Genomic DNA, 22,381 nt, shown 5'->3' with positions numbered 1-22,381 from the left:
AAGGAAGTTTTAATATGTATGAAACCTTGGGATTTTGGAAGCATTATATAAAAAATAATAAAAATGTTTGGCAAGGATTATTTAAAAACATACCTTTATCAAAGGACTCCCTATTTATACAAACTAATATTTATAATGGAAATCAAATGCATAATAGTTGGGCATGTTATCCAAATGTTGAATCCTTGATGGGGTTTATAAAATATGTATTCTTTCCTAGTGTAATTGTAACTTGGCTTACTAGAGAAGAGCATGATGAAGTTATTTATGATGTGGACAACCCTTATGATTTACTAGATATGCTTAAAGATGATATAAAAGAAAAGTATAAAAGGGATATAAAAGATATAAAGGCTCAACTTGATATTATTGATGGAATGAAGGGTTTAAGTAGAGGGGATTTCATAAAGGAAGTTACAAAACTTTCCAACAGCTTTAATAGTAGATGGTTTACTAATAGAACCTATATGGTATTTAATGTTTATAGTTCCCCTAAGGAGCTCACCGATGATATTATTAGATTATATAAATCTGAAGGATTAATAGATATATTAGAAGAGGAAAGTGGACTTACTGTTTATCAGTGGAGGGAAATGGTAGGTTCAATTTATAGTAGTAAATTTATGAAAAGAAAGTTTGTGGACATATTGAATAATAAGCTGTATACATTGACCATATAAAGAAAGTTTAGACTCTAAACTTAATAAAGGGGGCATAACATGGAAGCCTATATTCTTCCTATAAAAATAGCTATATTAACTTTTCCTATTTTAGCTTTTTTAATAACATTGCCGTTTTTGATACATCAATATAGGAAATATAAATATGTAAATAAATTAAGGAGTTTTATACTCTACTCTTTTTTCTTTTATTTATTGGTTGCCTATTATCTAGTTATATTACCCCTTCCAGAGACTAGGGATATCTGTAGTTTTCAGCGGGAGAATACCCAGTATTATCAAATAGAGCCATTTCAATTTGTTGATACTTTTTTAGATAAGACCACCCTTAATATATATGATCCTAGTACCTATATAGATGCCCTTAGGGAAAGCGTATTTTTACAGGCTGCCTTTAATGCTATATTGTTATTACCCCTTGGGGTATATTTAAGATACTATTTTAAAAAGGGAATGATAGAGACTATAATTTTATCATTTTTAATATCATTATTTTTTGAGATAACCCAGATAACAGGACTTTATGCCATTTATAATTGTCCCTATAGGCTATTTGATGTGGATGATTTGATACTTAATACATTTGGAGGATTTATTGGATACATAATAGCTCCGATGTTTACATTTTTTCTTCCCAAGGCAGATAAATTAGATAAAGATGTTAACTTAAAGGAGTTAGAGGTAGGTTTTATAAGAAGGACCCTTGCATTTATGATAGATTGGGGAATAATCGGAGGTATATTACTACTAATTATAAAAATTCTAGCAGTGCCTAAAGGGATCATTTTATATATAATAACTGTATTTTTATATTTTATAGTAGGAGTATATATAACAAATGGTAAAACAATAGGAAAGACTTTTTTAAGGATTAAAATAAAGGGTGAAAATGATAGAATCAAATTTAAAGAGGTTCTAAAAAGGTATGGTATATTATACTACGGAGTATTTGGAACCAATAGTATATTAATAAGTGGTTTTGTGGCTAACTATAATTCCATAGCTGGAATTATAATAGGCTTTATTGGAGTCTTAGTAAATGTAATGTTATTTATACATTTTATACTCCATTTATTTGAAAAGAAGAAGCGGTTATTTTATGAGAAGCTAAGCAAAACAAGAAATATAATAGACTAAATACATTTAAAAGGAAGGCGGCTACCTTCCTTTTTAAAATGTACAACCCAAACCATAAGGTATTATATAATTATTATGAGTATATATCGGAGAATTCTATTTGTATTTTTTCAATATTAGATTTATTATTTTTTATATTAATATTGTTATTCCCATCATATACTTTTCTTACTGGCAGGTTTATTATAAACTCACTGCCGTCATTATACTCACTTATTAAATTGATACTACCATTATGAAGGTCTACCAAGGATTTAACTAATGATAATCCAATACCACTACCTTGATAATTCCTTGACAATGACTCTCCCACTTGATCAAATCTATTAAAAATCTCTTTTTGTTTCTTTTTAGGAATACCTATACCATTATCCTTAACAGATATTGATATTAAATCATCATTGTCCTGTATAGATACTATTATTTCTCCCCCAGGATTGGTGAACTTTATTCCATTAGAAAGGAGGTTTAAAATAATTCTTTCAATTTTATCGGGATCACAGGCAATTATTTTTTCTTCAATATCAGTATCAAATATTAGGCTTAAGCCTTTATTTTCTACATAAGTAGAGACTGATAGCGTTATATCTTCAACTACACTTACTATATTATAGTTATTTAAATTAATACTTAGGTGCCCCGATTCTAATTTAGTTATATCGACTAAATTATTTATAAGTCTTAAAAGTCTATAGCAGTTTTGTTTCATTGAGTCTATATGTTCCTTTAACTTATTATCTTTATCAATGACAGTGTTATTTTTTAAATATATATAAAATAACTGAACTGTACCTAGTAAAATATTTATAGGTGTCTTTAGTTCGTGGGAAATATTTGAAAAAAACTCGGTTTTTAGCTTATCATATTCCTTTTCTTTTTTTAGTAGTTTTTCTGTTGATTTAACATCATCCTTTAATTTTTTTACCTGAAACTTATCGGTAATGTCTTCTAAATTTACAACTCTACCTATTATTTTTTTATCTATAATTAATGGATAGGAATATCTTCTTAAAGTCCTATTATTTTTAAGTCTTAAAATATCTGTTTTTTCTTTAGTACTATATAGAACTAACTTAGTATTTTTAGAAAAGACTTTAGGATTCTTAAGTTTAGACACTACAAAATGGTGGAGCTCTGTTAATTTCTTATTTGTTATTAGGCTTTTAGAAACATCTAACATATTAATAAAACTATCATTCACATGTAATAGTTCTAGATTATTATCATAGACCAATATTCCATTGCCAGATGAATCTAATATAGAATTTAATATTTCCCTTTTATTTAGTAGCTCTTTTTCTACATTAAGCCTTTTGAAATTCTCCTGTTGTAATTCCTTATTTCTCCTATTTAGTAAGGAGTAGGGCCTTTTAATTTGAATATCACAGATGCCTTTATATAGCAATAAAAATGAAATTAACTTAAATATGTGGCCTAAAATATTAAAAAATCCATATACATCTACATACAAAGTAAAGGATAGTTCTGATATTATAGTAGATATAATGGACCATTTAAGTATAGTATAATTTAAAAATTTATCTTTTATTTTAGTCAATATTATTATTGAAACAAGAAGTATAAAGCATATGATATATTCACTTATTACTTTAAAATCGGTTAATCCTTCACCTTTAATATGGCAACTTGGAAATATATCATATACAAATATAGAAAGTATAAAAAATAAACATATTAGCATATAAATAAAAAAGACATTTCTATATTTAGTTCCTTTTTCAAAAAACATTAACATGATTAGAAAGGTTAATCCTTCAACATATCTAGATGCTATCCAAAGTTTTGTTGGTAAATCTGTGGTGAAACTTTTGAAAACACCTAATCCATCGTAGGATAAGGTATGGAGTAAATCCAAGCTTCCTATAAATAAATAACCAATACCCAATACAATAAAAGGGAAATTATGGTTTATATCCTTTGTGGCTAGTGATACTGAGAATATGTTAAATGCTACAGCTATGCTGATTAATTCTACTCCAGTATGGAATAATAAAAAGTTTTTAAAGCCTCCATAAATAGTTAATGAAAATAAAGTTAAAAAAATAACCATATTTCTGGCTTTATTAGTACCAATACCTATGTCATTGATATTTTTTGGTATAGTATTTTCCATTTTTATATCACCCCTTATGTTGTTTGATTATTAAGTTTATTTTTTATTAGTGGTTTGGGTTGTACAAAACTTAATTAACAATATAATTTTTTAAAATTATATAAAGGGAGAATAAAAATTTTTACCATATCAATATAGTACACCATAAATAATAATTTAGATAGAAAAATCATTTTTGTAATTAAAATAAAATTATATAAATGATGGTACTATATAAAAAATAGTCTGGCATATGCCAGACTATTTAATAATATTTATTATCCGTGGAAAAAAACCATCCTGATAAAACCTTAGGGGTTCTTTATTTGGAAATAAAATAATCATTCTTATTATCCATGTACCTATTAAAATGATACAAACTATATTCCAAAATTTATTACTTTTATACAATTGATTGATATACTTGTTGTTTTTAAATATAACTACTATAAATACTATAATAGGTATTATAAATAAGGGATGATAATGTATAGCCCCTATAAAATCACCATTAAAAAAACTTGTAAAGGCTCTACTTAATCCACATCCGGGACACGGTATTCCAAAAACATTTCTAAAGTAACATCTAGTATTATTCCCAAGAATAAACACTATAAAATAAAAAAATACTATTCCCAACATAGGTGTTAGGAAGCTTTTAATACTAGATTTCATTTCTAGCCCAGATTTTATTTAGATTTGATTGCATTATGGCAAAGGCAACGATTTGAAGTCCAAATATCGATAGCAATAGATAAAGGATAGAGTTATCTTCTTCCATTATTCCAGATGTTCTTTGAGCTCTTACTATTAGCTTTCCAATTTTATATGCCCAGTATATAGTGTAAGGAAAACATATTATACATAGAAATAAATCTAGTCCTGGATTAATTTCAGGATCACCTAAATAGTCCTTTAAATCTCTACTGGTTACATATATCCAGTAAAGTCCATATATACCACAGGTAATAACAGTAAATATTATTACAGATGCCACTGAACGTTGTTCTCTTCTAACATTATCCACACAAACCCCCCTTTCATTTTTTATTATAATATAAAGTATTACAAATGGTAAAATAATAAATTAAAAATTACCAATACTACATTATATTATCGGCATAAGAAATTCATTAATAAAACACATATTAAAAATATATTTATTAAAATATAATTAAGAGGATGTATCTTGTTATATACCCAATAACAGGAATTGTTAATACCTTGATAAAAATATATAATTAAGGGTATAATTAAAATGTCGAAAAAAACAAAAAAATGTATAAATAGGGGGGAAGGTAATGAAAAAAATTAACTTTGGATTACAGGGGAAAATAACTGTTATGATAGCTGCATTAATATTGATAGTGTCTATAGTATTGTCAACCATATCATATATTAGTTCTTCAAATGCCCTTACCGATAATATAAGGGTATCCCTTGAAAGTCGTGTAGAAGAGAATGCTGAAACCTTTGCTAAGGAAATTAAAAGAAGAGTAGTAGAGGTTCAAACAATATCTAGAAGAAGTGATATAAGAAATATGAATTGGGAGATTCAAAAGGATATATTAGAGGATGAATCAGATAAACTAGGGGTAAAAAGATTTCAAGTTTCAGATTTAAGTGGAATGACCAAAGTACCTGGTAGGAAGTCCTTTGATTTATCCAATGCTCCAAACTTTAAACAGAGTATTTTAGGTGAGACAGTAATAACACCACCTTTATATAGTGAATCAGATAATAAGCTTATAATAGTGGTAACTACACCAATAAAAGATGAATATGGACAAATAGTAGGTGTATTAGGTAGTGTATTAGATGCAGAAATATTTAACAAAATAGTTGAGGACATAAAGGTAGGAGAAAAGGGATATGCCTTTATCTTAGATAAAAATGGTAAAAAGGTAGGTCACGGTGATATAGAGGTTGTAAAAAAAGGTGAAATAGATATTGAAAAATATAAGGACAATGAAGAATATAAAGACTTAATTGATATACAAAAGAATATGATAAATGGAGAAAATGGTTTTGGAGAGTTTAATGAAAATGGTGTAGATAACTATATTGCATACAGCCCTATACCTAACTCACAATGGTCCATGGCAATAGTGGTTCCTAAGGATCAAGTATTAAATCCAGTTTATAGTCTTAGGGGAAATATGCTACTACTTACAATAATATTTATAATAATAGGACTAGTTGTTACATACTTTATTTCAAAGAGTATAACAAAACCAATAAAGGGTCTAGAAACCCATGCTGGTAAGCTGGCCAGTGGAGATTTAACTGAAAGCATAGATATAAACAGGAACGACGAAATAGGTAGTTTAGGAAGAGCCTTTAATACGATGACAGAAAATATAAAAGATCTTATAGCTTCTGTAAAAAATTCATCAGGAGAAGTTATGGATTCATCTAAGTATCTTACAGATATATCTAAACAGGTTGCAGTAGCTTCCAATGAGGTAGCTAAGACTATAGAAGAGATAGCAAAGGGAGCTACAGACCAGGCAAAGGATACAGGGGACGGTTCATTATATATCACAGAAATGGGTAATATAATAGAAGAAAATAATGACTACATGAAAGAATTAAATAAAGCTTCAGCTGAAGTATCAACCTTGGCTGAGGAAGGAATAGAAATAATAAATGATTTAAGTGCTAAGTCTTATAATGGTAAAAAATCTATAGAAAAAATCCAAGGAAATATTTTAGAAACTGATAAGAGTACAGAAGATATATCAAAAGCAAGTGGGGTGATAGCATCTATAGCCGAGGAAACTAATTTACTGGCATTAAATGCATCGATAGAAGCAGCTAGGGCAGGAGAGGCCGGTAAAGGCTTTGCAGTAGTTGCAAATGAAATAAGTAAATTGGCAGAGCAGTCTACAGAATCTACCAAATTAATAGATAAGACTATAGAAAAGTTACAAAGTAGCTCAAAAACTTCAGTGAATAATATAGAAAAGTTATTAGAGGATATGGAATCTCAACTTAATAGTGTTAAGATAACAGAAAGTAAATACAATGAAATAATCAGTGCAATTAAACACTCTATGATTGCCATAGATAGACTAAATGAATCATCAAAGAGTATAAATAATAAGAAGGAACAAATAATAGATATTATACAAAATCTATCTGCAATAGCGGAAGAAAATGCAGCAAGCACTGAAGAGGCATCTGCCGCTACAGAAGAGCAATCGGCTTCAATAGATCAAGTATCATCATCTAGTGAATCATTATTAAACTTAGCAGAAAAGCTTAAAGAAGAAATAAATAAATTTACAGTTTAATAAGTGAGCGGAAGGGACCCTTTTTAGGGTTCTTTTTTTCATCTTACGAAAATGTAAGTTAAAATAATGAAATTGTAATATAGATAAATGGATTATATGGTATATTAAGAGTAAAATATAGATATAATAAAAAATTGAAGTTAGGGGGTAGGCTTTATGAAAAAGCTAATAGGTATATTAATGATAATAACACTATTGATTGCTGGAATAAGTGTTTTTGCATCGGATATAGATGGAAATAAATATTCAATAAACGATAACTTAATAGAGGAACTTTCACAGGATATAGATGGATATACTGAAATAGAGAATATGCCAAAGGATCTTATAAATGCAGTTGTGGCCATTGAAGATAAGCGATTTTTTAGCCATTCAGGATTTGACCTAGTAGGTATAGGAAGGGCCTTTGTAAACAATATTAAGGCAGGAGAAATAAAAGAGGGAGGAAGTACAATATCTCAACAGCTAGCTAAGAACTTATTTCTATCAAATGAAAAAACCCTCAACAGAAAAGCTAAGGAATTAATACTATCAATAAAACTTGAGGAGAAATATACTAAGGAAGAGATACTTGAAATGTATCTAAATGTAATATATTTAGGTGATGGAGCATATGGAGTACAAGATGCCAGTAAAAAATATTTTAATAAAGATGTATCTCAACTTACAACAGAAGAATGTGCAATGCTTGCAGGGCTTCCCCAGGCACCTAGCTTATATAATCCTAAAAAATATATAAATAGAGCTAAGAAACGACAAAAAATGGTTATAAAAGCAATGGTTGAAGAGGGTTTTATAGAAGAAGGATTTGTAAAGAAAGGAACATTGAAACCAATATAAAAAATATATATACCCAGAATAAACTTAATTAATGTTAAAAAAGATTAATATAGATGATTATATTTAGGGGAATTCTATCAATAGTACTTTATATAGGGAATGGAATAAAAATGGTGTTTAAATTAATAAAAATACCATATTTGACTATTTAAAATTTATATGATAACTTTATAAATGGTTTGATATGGATGTTTAAGAGTATTAAAGTCTGTTGTATCAATTAGAAAAACATTAAGAAACTTTAGGATGTAACTAATACGTTCCTAAAGTTTTTTTGTTTTTTGTTATATTAACGATGGTTTCTATGGAGCATGTATGGATAACTTTATTTTAGACAAAATATATAGTATTAATTAAAAAACATATATTAATTATTGCCATGGAGGTTAATTAATATAAGAACCAAACAATGGGGAGGACTTGATAAATGGCAAATATTAAAGTTAAAAATGTTACTAAAATCTTTGGAGATGATCCTGAAGAAGGATTGAAACTTTTAAAAAATGGTAGTTCTAAAGAGGAAATATTAGAGAAAAAAGGTTTAACTGTTGGAGTAAATGATGTAAGTTTTAATATTAATTCAAATGAGGTATTTGTAATAATGGGCCTATCAGGAAGTGGAAAATCAACTTTACTTAGATGTTTAAATAGGTTGATTCAACCCACAGCGGGAGAAATTATAATAGGAGATACAAATATAACTAAGCTAGATAAAAAACAGCTTAGGGATATAAGACGGGAAAAGTTTGGCATGGTCTTTCAGAATTTCGCATTATTTCCCTTTAGAAATATACTAGAGAATACTCAATTTGGTTTAGAAGTATATGATATATCTAAAGAGGAAATGGAAGAGAGGTCTAAAAAAGCCCTTAAAAAAGTAGGATTAGAAGGATGGGAGAATAAATATCCCGATGAATTAAGTGGAGGAATGCAGCAAAGGGTAGGATTAGCCAGGGCTTTAGCCATTGATCCTGATATTCTTTTAATGGATGAACCCTTTAGTGCATTAGACCCCCTTATAAAAAGGGATATGCAGGATTTATTGCTGGAAATATACGATGAGCTAGATAAAACAATTATATTTATAACCCATGACCTAGATGAAGCCTTAAGATTAGGAGATAGGATAGCAATAATGAAAGATGGGGAAATAGTCCAGTTAGGCACAGCAGAAGATATTTTAACCAATTCTAAAAATGAATATGTAGAGGAATTTGTTAAGAATGTAAATAGGTCTCAAATACTAACGGCCCAGGATGTAATGGTAAAGCCATTAGAACTAGTATATGAAAAGGATGGACCTAATACAGCCAGATATAAGATGAAACAGAATGGAATATCCAGTGTATTTGTAGTTGGTAAAAAGAAAAAACTTAAAGGCTTGGTAAGAATCGAGGATGTAACAAAGGCCATTGAAAATGGAGAGAAGGATCTATCAGATGTTATAAAAGATACTAAAAAGGTAAGTCCAGATACAACTATAAATGAACTGTTTGATGATATTTCACAGATGGATGTACCATTGCCAGTAGTTGAAGATGGAACTTTAAAGGGAATTATAGTGAAAGGTACAGTACTTGCCAACTTATCATAATATGGAGGTGTTAATTTGAATACTATTCCCGTAGGAAAATTTGTTGATAAATTTGTAGAATGGTTACTTCAAAACTTTGGAACAATATTTGACGGCATATCAAAAGGAATCGAAGCCTTTATGGGATGGACAGAAACAGGACTTTTAGTTTTACCCCCCCTTATATTTACAATTATATTGTCAGGGATAGCATGGCTACTTGCCAATAAAAAGATAGCTTTATTTACATTTGGAAGTTTAGTTTTCGTTTTTTATATAGGAATTTGGATAAACTTTATTCAGACTTTTGTTTTAGTATTAATATCTGCAATATTTTCTTTACTAATAGGTTTGCCAATAGGAATACTATGTAGTAAATCACAATTATTAAATAGGATAGTTACCCCGATACTTGACTTTATGCAAACAATGCCACCTTTTGTTTATCTTATACCGGCAGCCATATTATTTGGTATAGGTGAGGTTCCGGGAGTGATTTCAACAGTTGTATTCTCAATGCCACCGGCAATAAGATTAACAAAACTAGGCTTAAGTCAGGTGCCAGAAGATCTAATAGAGGCAGGTAACTCATTTGGACTTACACCTATACAGATGTTATATAAAATCAAATTACCAATGGCATTTCCATCAATAATGGCCGGTATAAATCAAACTATAATGTTATCATTATCTATGGTTGTAATAGCATCAATGATAGGTGCTGAAGGTCTGGGAAGTCAGGTACTATCAGCAATACAACAGATGGAAGTTGGGATTGGATTTGAAGCAGGTCTAGGAGTGGTTATAATGGCCATAATACTTGATAGAATAACAGGAAGTATAACAATAAAGGGTCGTAAAAAAGTTAACTAGGAGTGATTCGCTATTAATAAAGGTATTAAAATAATAACTATAATATTAGCTACAATGTCGCTAATATCAGGTTGTGCCATGATGGAGAGTCCCCTTAAAAATAATGGTGATGAAAGTACTAAGGGAACTGTAAGAATAGGATATGTTCAATGGGCATCGGCCCAAGCATCAACTAATATTGTGAAAGTTGTATTAGAAGAAATGGGATATAATGTTGAGACACCTATGCTTCAAACTGGAGTTATGTATCAGTCAACAGCAAATGGTAAGATTGATGCCTTTGTTTGTTCATGGCTTCCAGATACCGATAGAAATTATTGGAGTAAATATGGTGATGATTTAGTAGAATTAAATAATAACTATACATCAGCACAGATTGGCTTTGTTGTGCCAGAGTATGTTGAAATAGATAGTATAGACGAACTTAAAAATTATAAAGAGAAATTTGGAGGAAGGATTGTAGGTATAGATCCTGGAGCTGCCCAAATGGTAGTTACAGAAGAAGAGGTTATGCCCCATTATGGAATTTCAGATTGGAAACTAGAGGGTAGTAGTGGCCCAGCTATGACAACGGAATTATCGAGGGCTATAAATAATGGTGACTGGATAGTGGTAACAGGCTGGAAACCCCACTGGAAATGGGCTAAATGGGATCTTAAATTTTTAGAGGACCCAGACGAAGTAATGGGAACCGGGGAATACATTAAAAGTATGGGTAGACCAAATATAAAAGAAGATCTACCAGAGGCAGCAGCATTTTTAGAAAACTATAGAATAAATACAGAACAACTATCATCTGTAATGCTTAAAATACAAGATGGTATGGACCCAGAGAAAGCTGCAAAAGAGTTTGTAGAGAATAATCGAGAATTAGTTGAAAAGTGGATACCATAAAAAAATACTTGCCACATGGCAAGTATTTTTTTAATAGGGACAGTTCATTACAAAGGGCTAGGTATATAAATTTAAGCTTTGGCTATAATCATAATAAAAATAGAAGGAGGCTTTTATATGCCCAGAACTGCCCGTAAAAAGAGTATAGACTCCATATATCATATAATGGTTAAAAGTGTAGGGGGTACAACTTTATTTAGAAAAGATGAAGATAAGGATATTTATTTAGGTATAATAAGAAAGTACCAAAAAATATTTGACTTTAAAGTTTATGCCTATTGTCTTATGGATAATCATGGACACATGATGATAGATGCAAATGGTAGCGATGTATCGAAGTTTATGCATAGAATAAATCAATCATATGCTCAAGGATACAACAGAAGGTATAGGAGATGTGGACATTTGTTTGCCGATAGATTTCGAAGCGAAATAATAGATGATGAAAAATATTTAAAGGTTTGCTTTGGATATATACATAATAACAGTGAAGGTATACCAAAATGGACTGATAAAGAAGAAAAATATCCCTATTCCAGTTTTGGAATATATATGGGATTAATAGAAAATAAATATTATATAATAGATATGAGCTTCATGATGGGGATTTTCAGTCAAGACTCTAGAAAATCTCAAAAGAAGTGCAGAGACTTTATGGAGGAATACATCCATAGTAAAAAAGATAAAAAAGGCAAGCGTCATATTGAGTTTAAAGACCAAAAATCTGATTACAGGAGTGAAAGGCATATAATAGCTAGGGACTATACTCCTGAGGATGTAATGAAGTTTGTCTGTCAATATACTAATATAGATAAAAGACAGATAACTCAAAGATATAATAGAGAAGTAACAGAATCAAAAGCCATACTTATACTTTTACTAAGTAGATATTGTGACATTAGCCTTAAAGATATATGTTATCTATTTGGTAATATAAGTCAATCTAGAGTTTCTACTTTATGTAGTATGGGCTCTAAACTGATAGGTAAAAAGAAAGAGTATAAAAGTATAATTGATGATTTTTTAGAAAGGACAACGGTATAAAATAAAGTAGTTAATATCTTTTAAAATTAATAAGATAGTAATAGTGCTAAAATTATTTTCCTCAAAATGGACAGGCTTATTGATTATATAGATTAAAAAGGAAAATACAATAACTATAGAATAGTAAAGTTATAATGCTAGGTTAAAAATTTATATGTACAAGTATTTAAAATGAACTGTCACTATTAAAAGGGCGGACAAGCTTAATAAATGTACAAATTAAAAAGGATAAATAAAATATTTATAGAATGATAAAGTTATAATATACATAATGACCATCTTCCTTATAAATAAAGTGGGGAAAAGTATTGGTGATGTTATTATTCATAAATAATGGAGGTCAAATATGTTTAAAGTTATGATTGTTGAAGATGATAATAAAATAAGGGATATAATAATAGATAATATTGAAAAGTGGGGGTTTAAGCCCATAAAGATAGATAACTTTGATAATATATTAGATGTTTTTGTTAAAAATGATCCCCACTTAGTTTTAATGGATGTTAATCTACCATCCTTTGATGGTTTTTATTGGTGTAACAAAATAAGGGAAGTATCAAAGGTACCCATTATATTTATATCCTCTAGAAATAGTAATATGGATATAATCATGGCAATGAATATGGGAGGGGATGACTTTATACAAAAACCATTTTCCCTAGAGGTATTGATGGCTAAAGTTAATGCAATGTTAAGGAGGACATATTCTTATACCGATGTTGAATCTGATGTATTAGAGTATAGTGGAGTTGTACTAAACCTTAAGGATGATACAATAATATACAATGAAGAAAAGTTAGAACTTACTAAAAATGAGTTTAAAATAATATATGAACTTATGAAACAAAATGGAAGTGTTGTAAGTAGAGAAAAAATAATGAGAAGGCTATGGGAAGATGAAAGTTTCGTTGATGATAACACATTAACAGTCAATATAAATAGGCTTAGAAAAAAATTATCTAATATAGGACTTAATGATTTTATATTAACTAAAAGAGGGCAGGGATATATAATAAAATGAATTTTCTAAAATATTTAAAAGATAAAAAATACCTCATATCCTTTTACATTTTTTTAATGGTGTTTATATCTTTAGTCATTTATCTTGATAATGGATTTGGTGTAACAATTGAAAATATAATCTATATAAATATGGTGGCATCAACTTTTTTTCTAACATATTTAATATTTGGGTTTTTATTTAATAAAAGATATTATGATGATATAGAATATATTATTGACAATAACTCTGAAAACATCACAACAGTACTCCCAAAACCTAGGAAGTATAGTCAGAAACTGATTAATAGACTTATTAAAAAGCTATATATAGACCAAAATAAAAAGCTATCAAAGCTACATGATGTTAGGAAGGAGAACATAGAATATATAACATCATGGGTTCACGAAGTTAAAACTCCCATATCGGTTATGAGATTATTAATTGAAAGTAACAATAATAAAACTAAAGAAGATATATTAGATAGTTTTGAGGAAGAGTTAGACCGTATAGATAGGTATGTGGAACAAGCCCTATATCATTCAAGGATAGACTCTTTTTCAAGGGATTATTTAATAAATGAAATAAACTTAGAAAATATAATAAAAAATAATATAAAAAAACAGGCCAAGACCTTTATATCTAAAAAAATAAAAATAGAGACTAAAAATATAGATATAAATATTAGCACAGATAAAAAATGGCTTAGTTTTATAATAGATCAAATATTATCAAACTCCCTAAAATATACACCAGAGGGAGGAGTAATAAAAATATACGGGGAAAAGGATGATAAGGAAAAACGGATAATAATTAAAGACAATGGTATTGGAATAAAAGAGGAAGATTTACCTAGGGTATTTCAAAGAGGATTTACAGGTTATACTGGAAGGCAAAATAATAAGTCCACTGGAATGGGATTATATCTTGCCAAAAGGCTTTCAATGAAATTGAGTCATAATCTAACCATTAATTCAAAGTATGGTGATTACACTGAGGTAATAATACATTTTCCAAAACTAACCGATTATTATATGGATTATTAAAAAACACAGGGTTCTGTGTTTTTTCTTTTAGGTACTGGAGATCAAATAAAAAATAAGGTGACAAAAATGTAAGTCTAATATAGGGTTTTGTTAGTTAAATAAATGGTAGATTATAAGTATTTAATTTAAAATAATAGTATAATCAATTGGGTAACAGTTCCTAAAGGAAATGGAGGAAGCCTATGGTACAAAGACTATTTACAGGTATAGCTATAATACTAATCATTATGTTAACGGGATTATTATTAATAAGAAATATTATATTCCCATTAAGGGATATGGGAAGCAAAGAATATGTCAATAACTATAAAGTAGAAAATTCTATTGAATATAAAATATATTAACTTGTAGGAAGAAATAGGAGGTTAAAAAAATGGAAAATGTATTAACAGCCAAAAATGTAAAGAAGGTATATGGTGCAAGGGGCAATATATTTACTGCTCTAACAGGTATAGATTTAGATATTAAAAAAGGTGAATTTGTTGGTATAATGGGACCATCGGGAGCAGGTAAAACAACCCTTCTAAACATTATATCTACCATAGATACTCCAACCTCTGGAGAGGTTTTAATAGGAAATAGTAATATAGTAAATATGAAAGAGGAGGAATTATCATCATTTAGAAGGAATAAATTAGGGTTTATGTTTCAAGATTTTAACCTACTGGATACATTAACTGTTAAAGAAAATATAATACTTCCCTTAGCCCTATCTAAGATTAACCCTAAAGAAATAGAAAAAAGGGCTAATGAAGTTTCAATGATTTTAGGCATAGAGGATATATTAAACAAATATCCCTATGAAATTTCTGGGGGACAGAAACAAAGAACAGCGGCGGCTAGGGCGATTATCAATAAACCTCAATTAATCCTTGCAGATGAGCCTACAGGAGCCTTAGATTCAAAGGCATCAACGGAACTTTTACAGGCAATGAGTGACTTAAATGAAAATAATGATGCTACCATAATGATGGTAACCCATGATGCCTTTGCGGCAAGTTACTGTAAAAGAATAATATTTATAAAGGATGGAAGTTTATTCACTGAACTTGTAAGGAGTGGTAGTAGGAAAGAATTTTTCCAAATGATACTTGATGTTTTAAGGACCCTTGGGGGTGACACCAGTGACATTATTTAAACTATCGGCAAAAAATATAAAAAGAAACTTTAAAAACTACTTTTTATATTTTCTATCAATGGTATTTAGCATTATGGTGTTTTATACATTTTTATCTATACAATATAATGATCAAGTATATAAGATAACTAACGTACAGGTTGCTACTGGCTTTAAGGCATCGGCAATAGTACTTGCCATATTTTCAGCCATATTTATATGGTATTCAAACTCTTATTTTACAAGGAAAAGAAAAAAAGAAGTAGGGCTTTACTCTTTGCTTGGTATTAAGAAAAAAGAAATAGGTAGAATGTTATTTTATGAAACATTGGTTATGGGAATGATTGCCTTAATTGTAGGGATAATATTAGGAAGTCTATTATCAAAGCTTTTTATTATGATACTTATAAGACTTATGGGACATATAGCTCAAGTTCAGTTTGCAGTAGTTCCAAAAGCTATACTCCACACCATATACATGTTTGCTATAATATTTATTATAACAGCTATACATGGATATAGATTAATATATAAGTTTAAGCTTATAGAGTTATTTAAAGCAGAAAAGACCGCAGAAAAGGAACCAAAGGCATCCTTAATAATTGCAGTTATTTCAGTTGGTTTAATAATTGGTGGATATGTATTATATCAAGGATTAGATGATCCGTCCTTTTTTGTAATAGCCGTACTAGGTACGTTGGGACTTGTAGTTTTAGGAACATATGGTTTATTTGATTCAACTATGATATATATAATAAAACTTCTTAAGAAAAGTAAAAGAAGATATTATAAGGGTACAAACATGATAGAAACCAGTCAACTTCTATATAAAATAAAAAGTAATGCTAGAACATTAGCTACCATAGCAGTATTAAGTGCTACTACATTGACTGCCTTAGGAACAATATATAGTGGATACTACACATTCACAGAAGATGCCACTGATAGAACTCCATTTAGTTATGTATATGAAAAAAATCATGATAGTGATATAGATGAAAGGGTCATGGATATAATAAAAAAACATCCTAAAAATGAATTTGTATCTATGGTAGATATTAAATATATTCCTGCTGTGTGGAAAGTAAATATGGGTGGAGAAAAAATTGAAGATGATTATTATGTAATATCTGAAAGTAATTATAAAGAAATAGCAGAGGCCAGAGGAATCAATAAAGATTTAAATCTATCTAATGATAGTACATTATTATATGCAAATATATTTGGGGTAGAAAAGGAACTTTATTCTGGAAAGGATATAGAAATTGATTTTGAAGGATATAAAAAGACATTAAAGATCAAAGATTTTAATGTGGAGAACCTAGTTGTATTTACTGAGAATCCCACTCTAGTTGTAAAGGATCAAATATATGAAGAAATATATAATAAGTATAATGAAGTATATAATAACACAGATATTACCTATAATATGACAGCAATTAATATAACTGATCAGAAGAGAGCTAAAGAATTAACTAAGGAATTACACGACTATATTAAGAGTCAGCCAAGCTCAAGTAAACATGGATTATTCTTTGCCTCCTTCTATAATCAATATATGGACACTATGCAGTTTGCAGGGGTAGTATTGTTTATAGGTGTATTCTTAGGCTTAGTATTTTTAATAGCTACAGGAAGTATAATATACTTTAAACAACTAACCGATGCCTATGAATCTAAGGAAAGATATAATATATTAAGGAAAATAGGTGTAAGTAAAAGAGAAGTGAAAAGGTCAGTATCAAAACAAACCCTATTTGTATTTTTATTACCACTGGCTATAGGAATATGCCATAGTACAGTCGCTCTGTTTGGTTTAGAGAAGTTACTAATGAGGGACCTATCAACACCTATCATCTTAACAACTGCAGTATATTCTTTAATATATCTAGTTTATTATGTTATAACACTAAACTCCTATAATAAAATAGTAAACGACTAATAAAAAGCTTAAAAATTAGAGCAACTCTAATTTTTAAGCTTTTTATTTTTTTATCTTGTAATAATGTGACTTTATATCCTATAATAGTAACTAAGTTAATGTTTGGAGGCGATACTAATATGATTACCTTAAAAAATGTAAGTAAAAGCTATGGAGTTTTTAAAGCAGTTGATAATATTAATCTAGAGGTTAAAAGTGGTGAAATATTTGGATTTTTAGGGCCAAATGGAGTTGGAAAGACCACCACTATAAAGATGATAACGGGAATATTAGAGGCTGATAAAGGTGAGGTATTAATAGATAATATAGACATAAATAAAAAACCGATAGAAGCTAAAAAATTATTCGGATTTGTACCCGATAGTCCCGATATGTTTTTAAAATTAAGGGGTGTTGAATATTTAAACTTCATTTGTGATATATATGATGTTGATAAAAATATAAGGGAGGAAAGGATAAATAAACTAGGAGAACAATTTGCAATGAGGGGGTCATTAGATGATAAGATAAGTAGCTACTCCCATGGTATGCGTCAAAAGATTATAATAATGGGGGTTCTTCTCCACGAGCCTAAACTTTGGATATTAGATGAGCCCATGACTGGACTTGATCCTAAGTCATCCCATATGGTGAAATCAATCATGAGGGAGCATACAGATAAGGGGAATACTGTATTTTTTTCAACCCATGTACTGGAAGTGGCAGAGAGAATATGTGATAGGGTTGCTATAATAAGTGATGGAAAAATATTGTTTTCCGGTACCCTAGATGAAATGAAAAGACAATTTAAAAAAGATGGATCCCTCGAGAATATATTCTTGGAGTTGACTGACAATGAATAGATTTATAAATATATTAAAAGTATTATCAAAAACCGGTACAAGTATTTTTGATAGTGATGATAATAGGGGGAAGAAAGTTCTATTGATTATTATATTTGGAATGATGATGTTACCTATAATAACTTCATATGGAAGATTAATAGGACATATTTATGACTTATTGGAATCTAGCAATATGGAAAAATATATATTAGATATAGGATTTTTACTTTTAAGTATTATAGCTTTTGTTTTTGGAACATTTTACATAATAAAGTCCTTTTATTTCTCAAATGATTTAAATTACTATTTATTTTTGCCTATTAAATCCCACGAATTACTATTGGGAAAGTTTATTATAGTGTTATTAAATCAATACTTAATACAAGGCTTTTTCTTTTTGCCTATGGTTATAGTGTATGGAACAAAAGCATCAAAGGGATTAATTTATTATATGTATAGCTTAATTGTATTTGTATTATTTCCCATAGTACCCCTTGTTTTAGCATCTATAATATCCATGGTAATAATGAGATTTTCTAAGTTTTCAAAACATAAAGATCTATTTAAATTGTTAAGTGGAATTATGTCTGTGGTTATAGTAATATTAATTAATGTAATTATGAGAAGATATTTAGACTTTAATACAGATTCAGAAGATATAAATACTATAATAGACACCATGAGGCACTCTCAAAATAATAAGGTCTTAAGTATATTCTTTCAAGCTAAACCGGCATCTAATGCCCTCTCAAATAGTGGTGGATTACAGGGTATTTTAGAAATTGTATTATTTTTATTATCAACGGTAATAGGTGTTTTTATATATTTAATAATAGGAAAGAAATTATACCTAAAGGGAGCTAGGGGCTTAAATGAAAGTGGTAAAAAGAATAAGAAAATTAAGGTGAGGTTTAGTAAGAGGTCTAAAGTTATTGCATATGTTATTTATGAAATTAAAACCATAGTGAGGACACCTACATTTGCCATATCTTATTTTATAACAGGAAATATATGGTTGGTATATATAATAATATATCCCATAATTTCAGATATGGGTCTTAGGGAAATCGGACAATTCATTAATAATACTTCAGGTTACTATACAATCTTAATATCTATTGGAATAACTATGTTATCATTTATATCTAATCCTATATTTTATACTCCAGTGTCTAGAAATGGTAGAAACTTTATTATAAATAAATTTATTCCCATAAGTTACAAAGAACAAATAAAGGGTAAAATTATAGTAAGTGTGATAGTGGGGGGAATAAGTCTGATAGTATATATAGTATTAATGATAATACTAAAGGTAAAGGCTTCTTTCATCTTATTATATATACTATCGGTGGCACCCCTATTGACATATATATCAATAAGTGGATTAATGATAGATATGGACTCACCTAAACTTAACTGGGAATCAGAAAATGAAATAATTAAAAATAATTTTAATGGATTGATGTTGTTTTTAATCAATGTTGGAATATTTATAGCTATATTTATTATTGTAAAAGTCTTGGCTTCTTTTTTCAGTCTAGCAAGTGTAATTATGGTTTTAACAATATACACCATATATCTTCCTATTAATATTATGAAACTTAAGAAATTAAAAAATACAGGAGTAAATAAATATAAAAACTTGGTAAAATAAAGGGATTTTAAAAAGAATGTCGAAGTATGTAGTATGATAAATATTCAGATATTTTATTATCTAATTTAGGAGGTTAAAAATATGAAACAAAAAGGAATACTTTTAGAAAGTGGAACTGGAGAACTTGAGGTATTAGAATTTGTAGTAGATAATAAGCATTATGCTATTAATGTAATAAAAACAAAAGAAATATTTGAGGTAAAGGATATTATAAAAATACCAAACTCTAGTAAGGCAGTGGCTGGAGTCTCCTTAGTAAGGGGAGAAACAATGAGTTTGATAGATATGAGATATGTTTTAGAAAATAAAGAAATGGATAGAGATAAGAAAAATATGGTGCTATCATGTGAATTTAACAATATGAAGGTTGGATTTTTAATAGATAAAGTATTAGGGATACATAGAATAGGTTGGAATGATATTAAGGAACCAGACTCAGTTGTTGGGGATTCTTTAGTTATAGGAAATATAGTTTTAGAGGATAAAGTTTTAATGTTACTTGATTTTGAAAAAATTGTTTTAGATTTAACATCATCTAAAGGTAGTTATGAAGGTAAAATTGAAAAAGTTAAACACAGTAAAGAAAGGGGAAAAGTGAAACTTATTTTAGCTGATGATTCTAGGATGATTAGGGAAATGCTTAAAGGTACATTAACTGCAGGGGGATATACGGATTTGACCTTTTTTGATAATGGAGAAGAAGCTTATAGGCATTTATTACAATTGGCTGAAGAAAAGGGAGAAGGTTTCAAAGAAAATGTGGATATTTTGATAACCGATATTGAAATGCCCAAAATGGATGGACATACATTAACAAGAAAAATTAAAGAGCATAATATACTTAAGGACCTTCCAGTTCTAATATTCTCGTCACTAATAACCGATGATTTACATCATAAAGGAAAATCGGTAGGTGCAGATGAGCAGATAAGTAAACCAAATATAGATAGTCTAATTGAAATTGTAGATAAATATACACTAAATAAATAATCCCCTTAATATTAAGGGGACTATTTATGTAAAAAAATAGGAGTTTTTACATAAATAGTTTAGTTAAATATCGTTCCAAAGGGTATATAATTATATAGTAATGTTTATTTCCAATATACACAATAGTAAGGAGTGTATCGATGAATGGGTTAATACAAAATAAATGTAATAAATATAGTGAAATATATGAGTTACTATATAAAAAAATAAAGTGGAAAGTATCCAGTGGAGTTATAAACTTAATAGTTATTAGTTATATGATAAATAATAAAGAGTTTGATTACAAATATTTTATGGAAGTTAGTGACTATATAAAGGTAAAGTCTGAAAAGTACTCACCCCTTAGATATCAGGATAGATATATATTAGCAAGTCTATTAATATCAAGGTATGACAATCCTAAAGGTAAATTTGATCAGTTATTAAACATTCAGAACGAACTTATTAAATATGGGTTTAAAAAGGATAGCAAGTTATCATTAAACTCATTTGCATTATTAGATATGGAGGATAAAAGTAATAAGGTAATAAAATCTATTAATATATATAGTAAAGTCAAAAACTATTATCCATCTTTAGTTAATATAGTTGATTATACTCCAATTATTCTCCTAGCTAAGAAAAGGGAAAAAACCCATAAAATTATAAAGAATATAAAAAGCATACATGATAAGCTATTAGACCAAGGTTTTTATGAAAGTGATGAGCTTAGATTTTTATCATATATATTGGCTAGAACTAATACTTGGGATATTGAAGGGTTAATTAAGAAATGTGGAAACATATTATATTTAGGTAGAAATAACGGCTTTAGGTTTAAAACCTTATATTATCCATTAATAGGGTTGATGGCCATAGGGGGCATATATAATTATAAAGATATAAAAGATGTAAGGGAAATATTATATAACCTAAAAGAAAGTAAAAACCTCAGATGGACCCATGAATATAATATGGTTGTTGCAGTCATGATAAAAATAATAGATGCATTAGATGGTCATAATGTTATAAAAAAAGATATAGGATATACTATAGAGTTTATGAAGTTTACATTCTTAACAACAATATCTATGAATATATAATAATAAAAAGGCTTTACTAATGTGAAGTCAGAGTATAGGCAAAGTAAGCAAAAATGTCCGCCAGTCCTCGGATTTGGAAAATATAGAGAAACGGTCGAAAGTAGAATTCCAAACTTGCTACCCTCAGACAGTGGAATTCAAGCAATTTTCTCCCTTATTCTATATTTTCACAAATCCTGCGGGATGGCTACCATTTTTGCTTACTTTGTCTATAGATAGTTGAAAGGCAGCTTGGCTTTACTAATGTAAAGTCTTTTTATTATATTTATATTGACA

The 22,381-nt window shown here is 28.9% G+C and carries 20 protein-coding genes; 17 read left to right on the top strand and 3 right to left on the bottom strand.

Annotated features, from left to right (window positions below; genetic code table 11):
• Window positions 1-14 precede the first annotated feature (14 nt).
• Window positions 15-680: a hypothetical protein gene (locus V6137_RS08940; protein ID WP_425447573.1), complete on the top strand. Its 666-nt coding sequence runs from the start codon at window positions 15-17 to the stop codon at window positions 678-680.
• Between the two features lie 39 nt (window positions 681-719).
• A complete protein-coding gene (locus tag V6137_RS08935; RefSeq protein WP_425447572.1) occupies window positions 720-1,817 on the top strand; it encodes a VanZ family protein in 1,098 nt (365 codons plus the stop codon).
• Between the two features lie 73 nt (window positions 1,818-1,890).
• On the opposite strand, the gene V6137_RS08930 is transcribed toward V6137_RS08935, so the two are convergent.
• The 3 genes from V6137_RS08930 to V6137_RS08920 all read right to left on the bottom strand — a co-directional run bounded on the left by V6137_RS08930 (window position 1,891) and on the right by V6137_RS08920 (window position 4,957).
• On the bottom strand, window positions 1,891-3,951 hold the full coding sequence (locus tag V6137_RS08930) for a sensor histidine kinase (protein ID WP_425447571.1): 2,061 nt from the start codon (window positions 3,949-3,951) through the stop codon (window positions 1,891-1,893).
• 240 nt (window positions 3,952-4,191) lie between these two features.
• Entirely contained in the window at window positions 4,192-4,605 is a 414-nt protein-coding gene (locus tag V6137_RS08925; RefSeq protein ID WP_425447570.1) for a DUF2752 domain-containing protein, read from the bottom strand.
• Window positions 4,595-4,957 carry a DUF4234 domain-containing protein gene (locus V6137_RS08920; protein ID WP_425447569.1) on the bottom strand — a complete coding sequence of 121 codons (363 nt, stop codon included), beginning with the start codon at window positions 4,955-4,957 and terminating at the stop codon, window positions 4,595-4,597. The genes V6137_RS08925 and V6137_RS08920 overlap by 11 nt, the downstream gene beginning before the upstream one ends.
• A gap of 274 nt (window positions 4,958-5,231) precedes the next feature.
• On the opposite strand from V6137_RS08920, the gene V6137_RS08915 reads away from it, so the two are divergent.
• From V6137_RS08915 to V6137_RS08845, 15 genes are all read left to right on the top strand, one after another.
• Window positions 5,232-7,226 carry a methyl-accepting chemotaxis protein gene (locus V6137_RS08915; RefSeq protein ID WP_425447568.1) on the top strand — a complete coding sequence of 665 codons (1,995 nt, stop codon included), beginning with the start codon at window positions 5,232-5,234 and terminating at the stop codon, window positions 7,224-7,226.
• 156 nt (window positions 7,227-7,382) lie between these two features.
• The gene (locus V6137_RS08910; protein ID WP_425447567.1) at window positions 7,383-8,066 is read left to right on the top strand and encodes a transglycosylase domain-containing protein; all 684 of its coding nucleotides are present in this window, start codon (window positions 7,383-7,385) and stop codon (window positions 8,064-8,066) included.
• 427 nt (window positions 8,067-8,493) lie between these two features.
• Entirely contained in the window at window positions 8,494-9,660 is a 1,167-nt protein-coding gene (locus tag V6137_RS08905) for a quaternary amine ABC transporter ATP-binding protein (RefSeq protein WP_425447566.1), read from the top strand.
• Between the two features lie 15 nt (window positions 9,661-9,675).
• Window positions 9,676-10,512 (top strand): ABC transporter permease, encoded by an 837-nt coding sequence (locus V6137_RS08900; protein WP_425447565.1) that lies wholly within the window; start codon window positions 9,676-9,678, stop codon window positions 10,510-10,512.
• Window positions 10,513-10,566: 54 nt separating this feature from the next.
• Window positions 10,567-11,406, top strand: coding sequence for a glycine betaine ABC transporter substrate-binding protein (locus V6137_RS08895; RefSeq protein ID WP_425447564.1), 840 nt, complete (start codon window positions 10,567-10,569; stop codon window positions 11,404-11,406).
• 117 nt (window positions 11,407-11,523) lie between these two features.
• On the top strand, window positions 11,524-12,450 hold the full coding sequence (locus V6137_RS08890) for a transposase (RefSeq protein ID WP_425447563.1): 927 nt from the start codon (window positions 11,524-11,526) through the stop codon (window positions 12,448-12,450).
• 346 nt (window positions 12,451-12,796) lie between these two features.
• A complete protein-coding gene (locus V6137_RS08885; RefSeq protein ID WP_425447562.1) occupies window positions 12,797-13,471 on the top strand; it encodes a response regulator transcription factor in 675 nt (224 codons plus the stop codon).
• Between the two features lie 56 nt (window positions 13,472-13,527).
• Window positions 13,528-14,496, top strand: coding sequence for a sensor histidine kinase (locus tag V6137_RS08880; protein ID WP_425447561.1), 969 nt, complete (start codon window positions 13,528-13,530; stop codon window positions 14,494-14,496).
• Window positions 14,497-14,678: 182 nt separating this feature from the next.
• The gene (locus V6137_RS08875) at window positions 14,679-14,840 is read left to right on the top strand and encodes a hypothetical protein (protein ID WP_425447560.1); all 162 of its coding nucleotides are present in this window, start codon (window positions 14,679-14,681) and stop codon (window positions 14,838-14,840) included.
• A gap of 29 nt (window positions 14,841-14,869) precedes the next feature.
• The gene (locus V6137_RS08870; RefSeq protein WP_425447559.1) at window positions 14,870-15,634 is read left to right on the top strand and encodes an ABC transporter ATP-binding protein; all 765 of its coding nucleotides are present in this window, start codon (window positions 14,870-14,872) and stop codon (window positions 15,632-15,634) included.
• Entirely contained in the window at window positions 15,621-17,555 is a 1,935-nt protein-coding gene (locus tag V6137_RS08865) for an ABC transporter permease (protein ID WP_425447558.1), read from the top strand. The genes V6137_RS08870 and V6137_RS08865 overlap by 14 nt, the downstream gene beginning before the upstream one ends.
• Before the next feature lie 119 nt (window positions 17,556-17,674).
• Window positions 17,675-18,397, top strand: a complete 723-nt coding sequence (locus V6137_RS08860; RefSeq protein WP_425447557.1) for an ABC transporter ATP-binding protein — start codon at window positions 17,675-17,677, stop codon at window positions 18,395-18,397.
• Entirely contained in the window at window positions 18,390-20,033 is a 1,644-nt protein-coding gene (locus V6137_RS08855; RefSeq protein ID WP_425447556.1) for a putative ABC transporter permease subunit, read from the top strand. The genes V6137_RS08860 and V6137_RS08855 overlap by 8 nt, the downstream gene beginning before the upstream one ends.
• Window positions 20,034-20,114: 81 nt before the next feature.
• The gene (locus tag V6137_RS08850) at window positions 20,115-21,023 is read left to right on the top strand and encodes a chemotaxis protein (protein WP_425447555.1); all 909 of its coding nucleotides are present in this window, start codon (window positions 20,115-20,117) and stop codon (window positions 21,021-21,023) included.
• A 140-nt stretch (window positions 21,024-21,163) separates the two neighbouring features.
• Window positions 21,164-22,105 carry a DUF4003 family protein gene (locus tag V6137_RS08845; protein WP_425447554.1) on the top strand — a complete coding sequence of 314 codons (942 nt, stop codon included), beginning with the start codon at window positions 21,164-21,166 and terminating at the stop codon, window positions 22,103-22,105.
• The last annotated feature ends 276 nt before the right edge of the window (window positions 22,106-22,381 follow it).

The organism is Dethiothermospora halolimnae (assembly GCF_037577855.1).
GTDB classification, from domain to species: Bacteria; Bacillota; Clostridia; order Tissierellales; family VENL01; genus Dethiothermospora; species Dethiothermospora halolimnae.
The sequence above is the reverse complement of the archived record's forward strand: the minus strand, read 5'-3'. Positions and strand labels throughout refer to the sequence as shown.

Excerpts from the sequence above, each read along its gene's own strand:
- V6137_RS08875 (WP_425447560.1), top strand. The coding sequence starts at position 14,679 with ATGGTACAAAGACTATTTACAGGTATAGCTATAATACTAATCATTATG.
- V6137_RS08925 (WP_425447570.1), bottom strand. The coding sequence starts at position 4,605 with ATGAAATCTAGTATTAAAAGCTTCCTAACACCTATGTTGGGAATAGTA.
- V6137_RS08860 (WP_425447557.1), top strand. The coding sequence starts at position 17,675 with ATGATTACCTTAAAAAATGTAAGTAAAAGCTATGGAGTTTTTAAAGCA.
- V6137_RS08930 (WP_425447571.1), bottom strand. The coding sequence starts at position 3,951 with ATGGAAAATACTATACCAAAAAATATCAATGACATAGGTATTGGTACT.
- V6137_RS08850 (WP_425447555.1), top strand. The coding sequence starts at position 20,115 with ATGAAACAAAAAGGAATACTTTTAGAAAGTGGAACTGGAGAACTTGAG.
- V6137_RS08870 (WP_425447559.1), top strand. The coding sequence starts at position 14,870 with ATGGAAAATGTATTAACAGCCAAAAATGTAAAGAAGGTATATGGTGCA.
- V6137_RS08855 (WP_425447556.1), top strand. The coding sequence starts at position 18,390 with ATGAATAGATTTATAAATATATTAAAAGTATTATCAAAAACCGGTACA.
- V6137_RS08940 (WP_425447573.1), top strand. The coding sequence starts at position 15 with ATGTATGAAACCTTGGGATTTTGGAAGCATTATATAAAAAATAATAAA.
- V6137_RS08915 (WP_425447568.1), top strand. The coding sequence starts at position 5,232 with ATGAAAAAAATTAACTTTGGATTACAGGGGAAAATAACTGTTATGATA.
- V6137_RS08895 (WP_425447564.1), top strand. The coding sequence starts at position 10,567 with ATGTCGCTAATATCAGGTTGTGCCATGATGGAGAGTCCCCTTAAAAAT.
- V6137_RS08845 (WP_425447554.1), top strand. The coding sequence starts at position 21,164 with ATGAATGGGTTAATACAAAATAAATGTAATAAATATAGTGAAATATAT.
- V6137_RS08890 (WP_425447563.1), top strand. The coding sequence starts at position 11,524 with ATGCCCAGAACTGCCCGTAAAAAGAGTATAGACTCCATATATCATATA.
- V6137_RS08910 (WP_425447567.1), top strand. The coding sequence starts at position 7,383 with ATGAAAAAGCTAATAGGTATATTAATGATAATAACACTATTGATTGCT.
- V6137_RS08880 (WP_425447561.1), top strand. The coding sequence starts at position 13,528 with ATGGTGTTTATATCTTTAGTCATTTATCTTGATAATGGATTTGGTGTA.
- V6137_RS08905 (WP_425447566.1), top strand. The coding sequence starts at position 8,494 with ATGGCAAATATTAAAGTTAAAAATGTTACTAAAATCTTTGGAGATGAT.
- V6137_RS08935 (WP_425447572.1), top strand. The coding sequence starts at position 720 with ATGGAAGCCTATATTCTTCCTATAAAAATAGCTATATTAACTTTTCCT.
- V6137_RS08885 (WP_425447562.1), top strand. The coding sequence starts at position 12,797 with ATGTTTAAAGTTATGATTGTTGAAGATGATAATAAAATAAGGGATATA.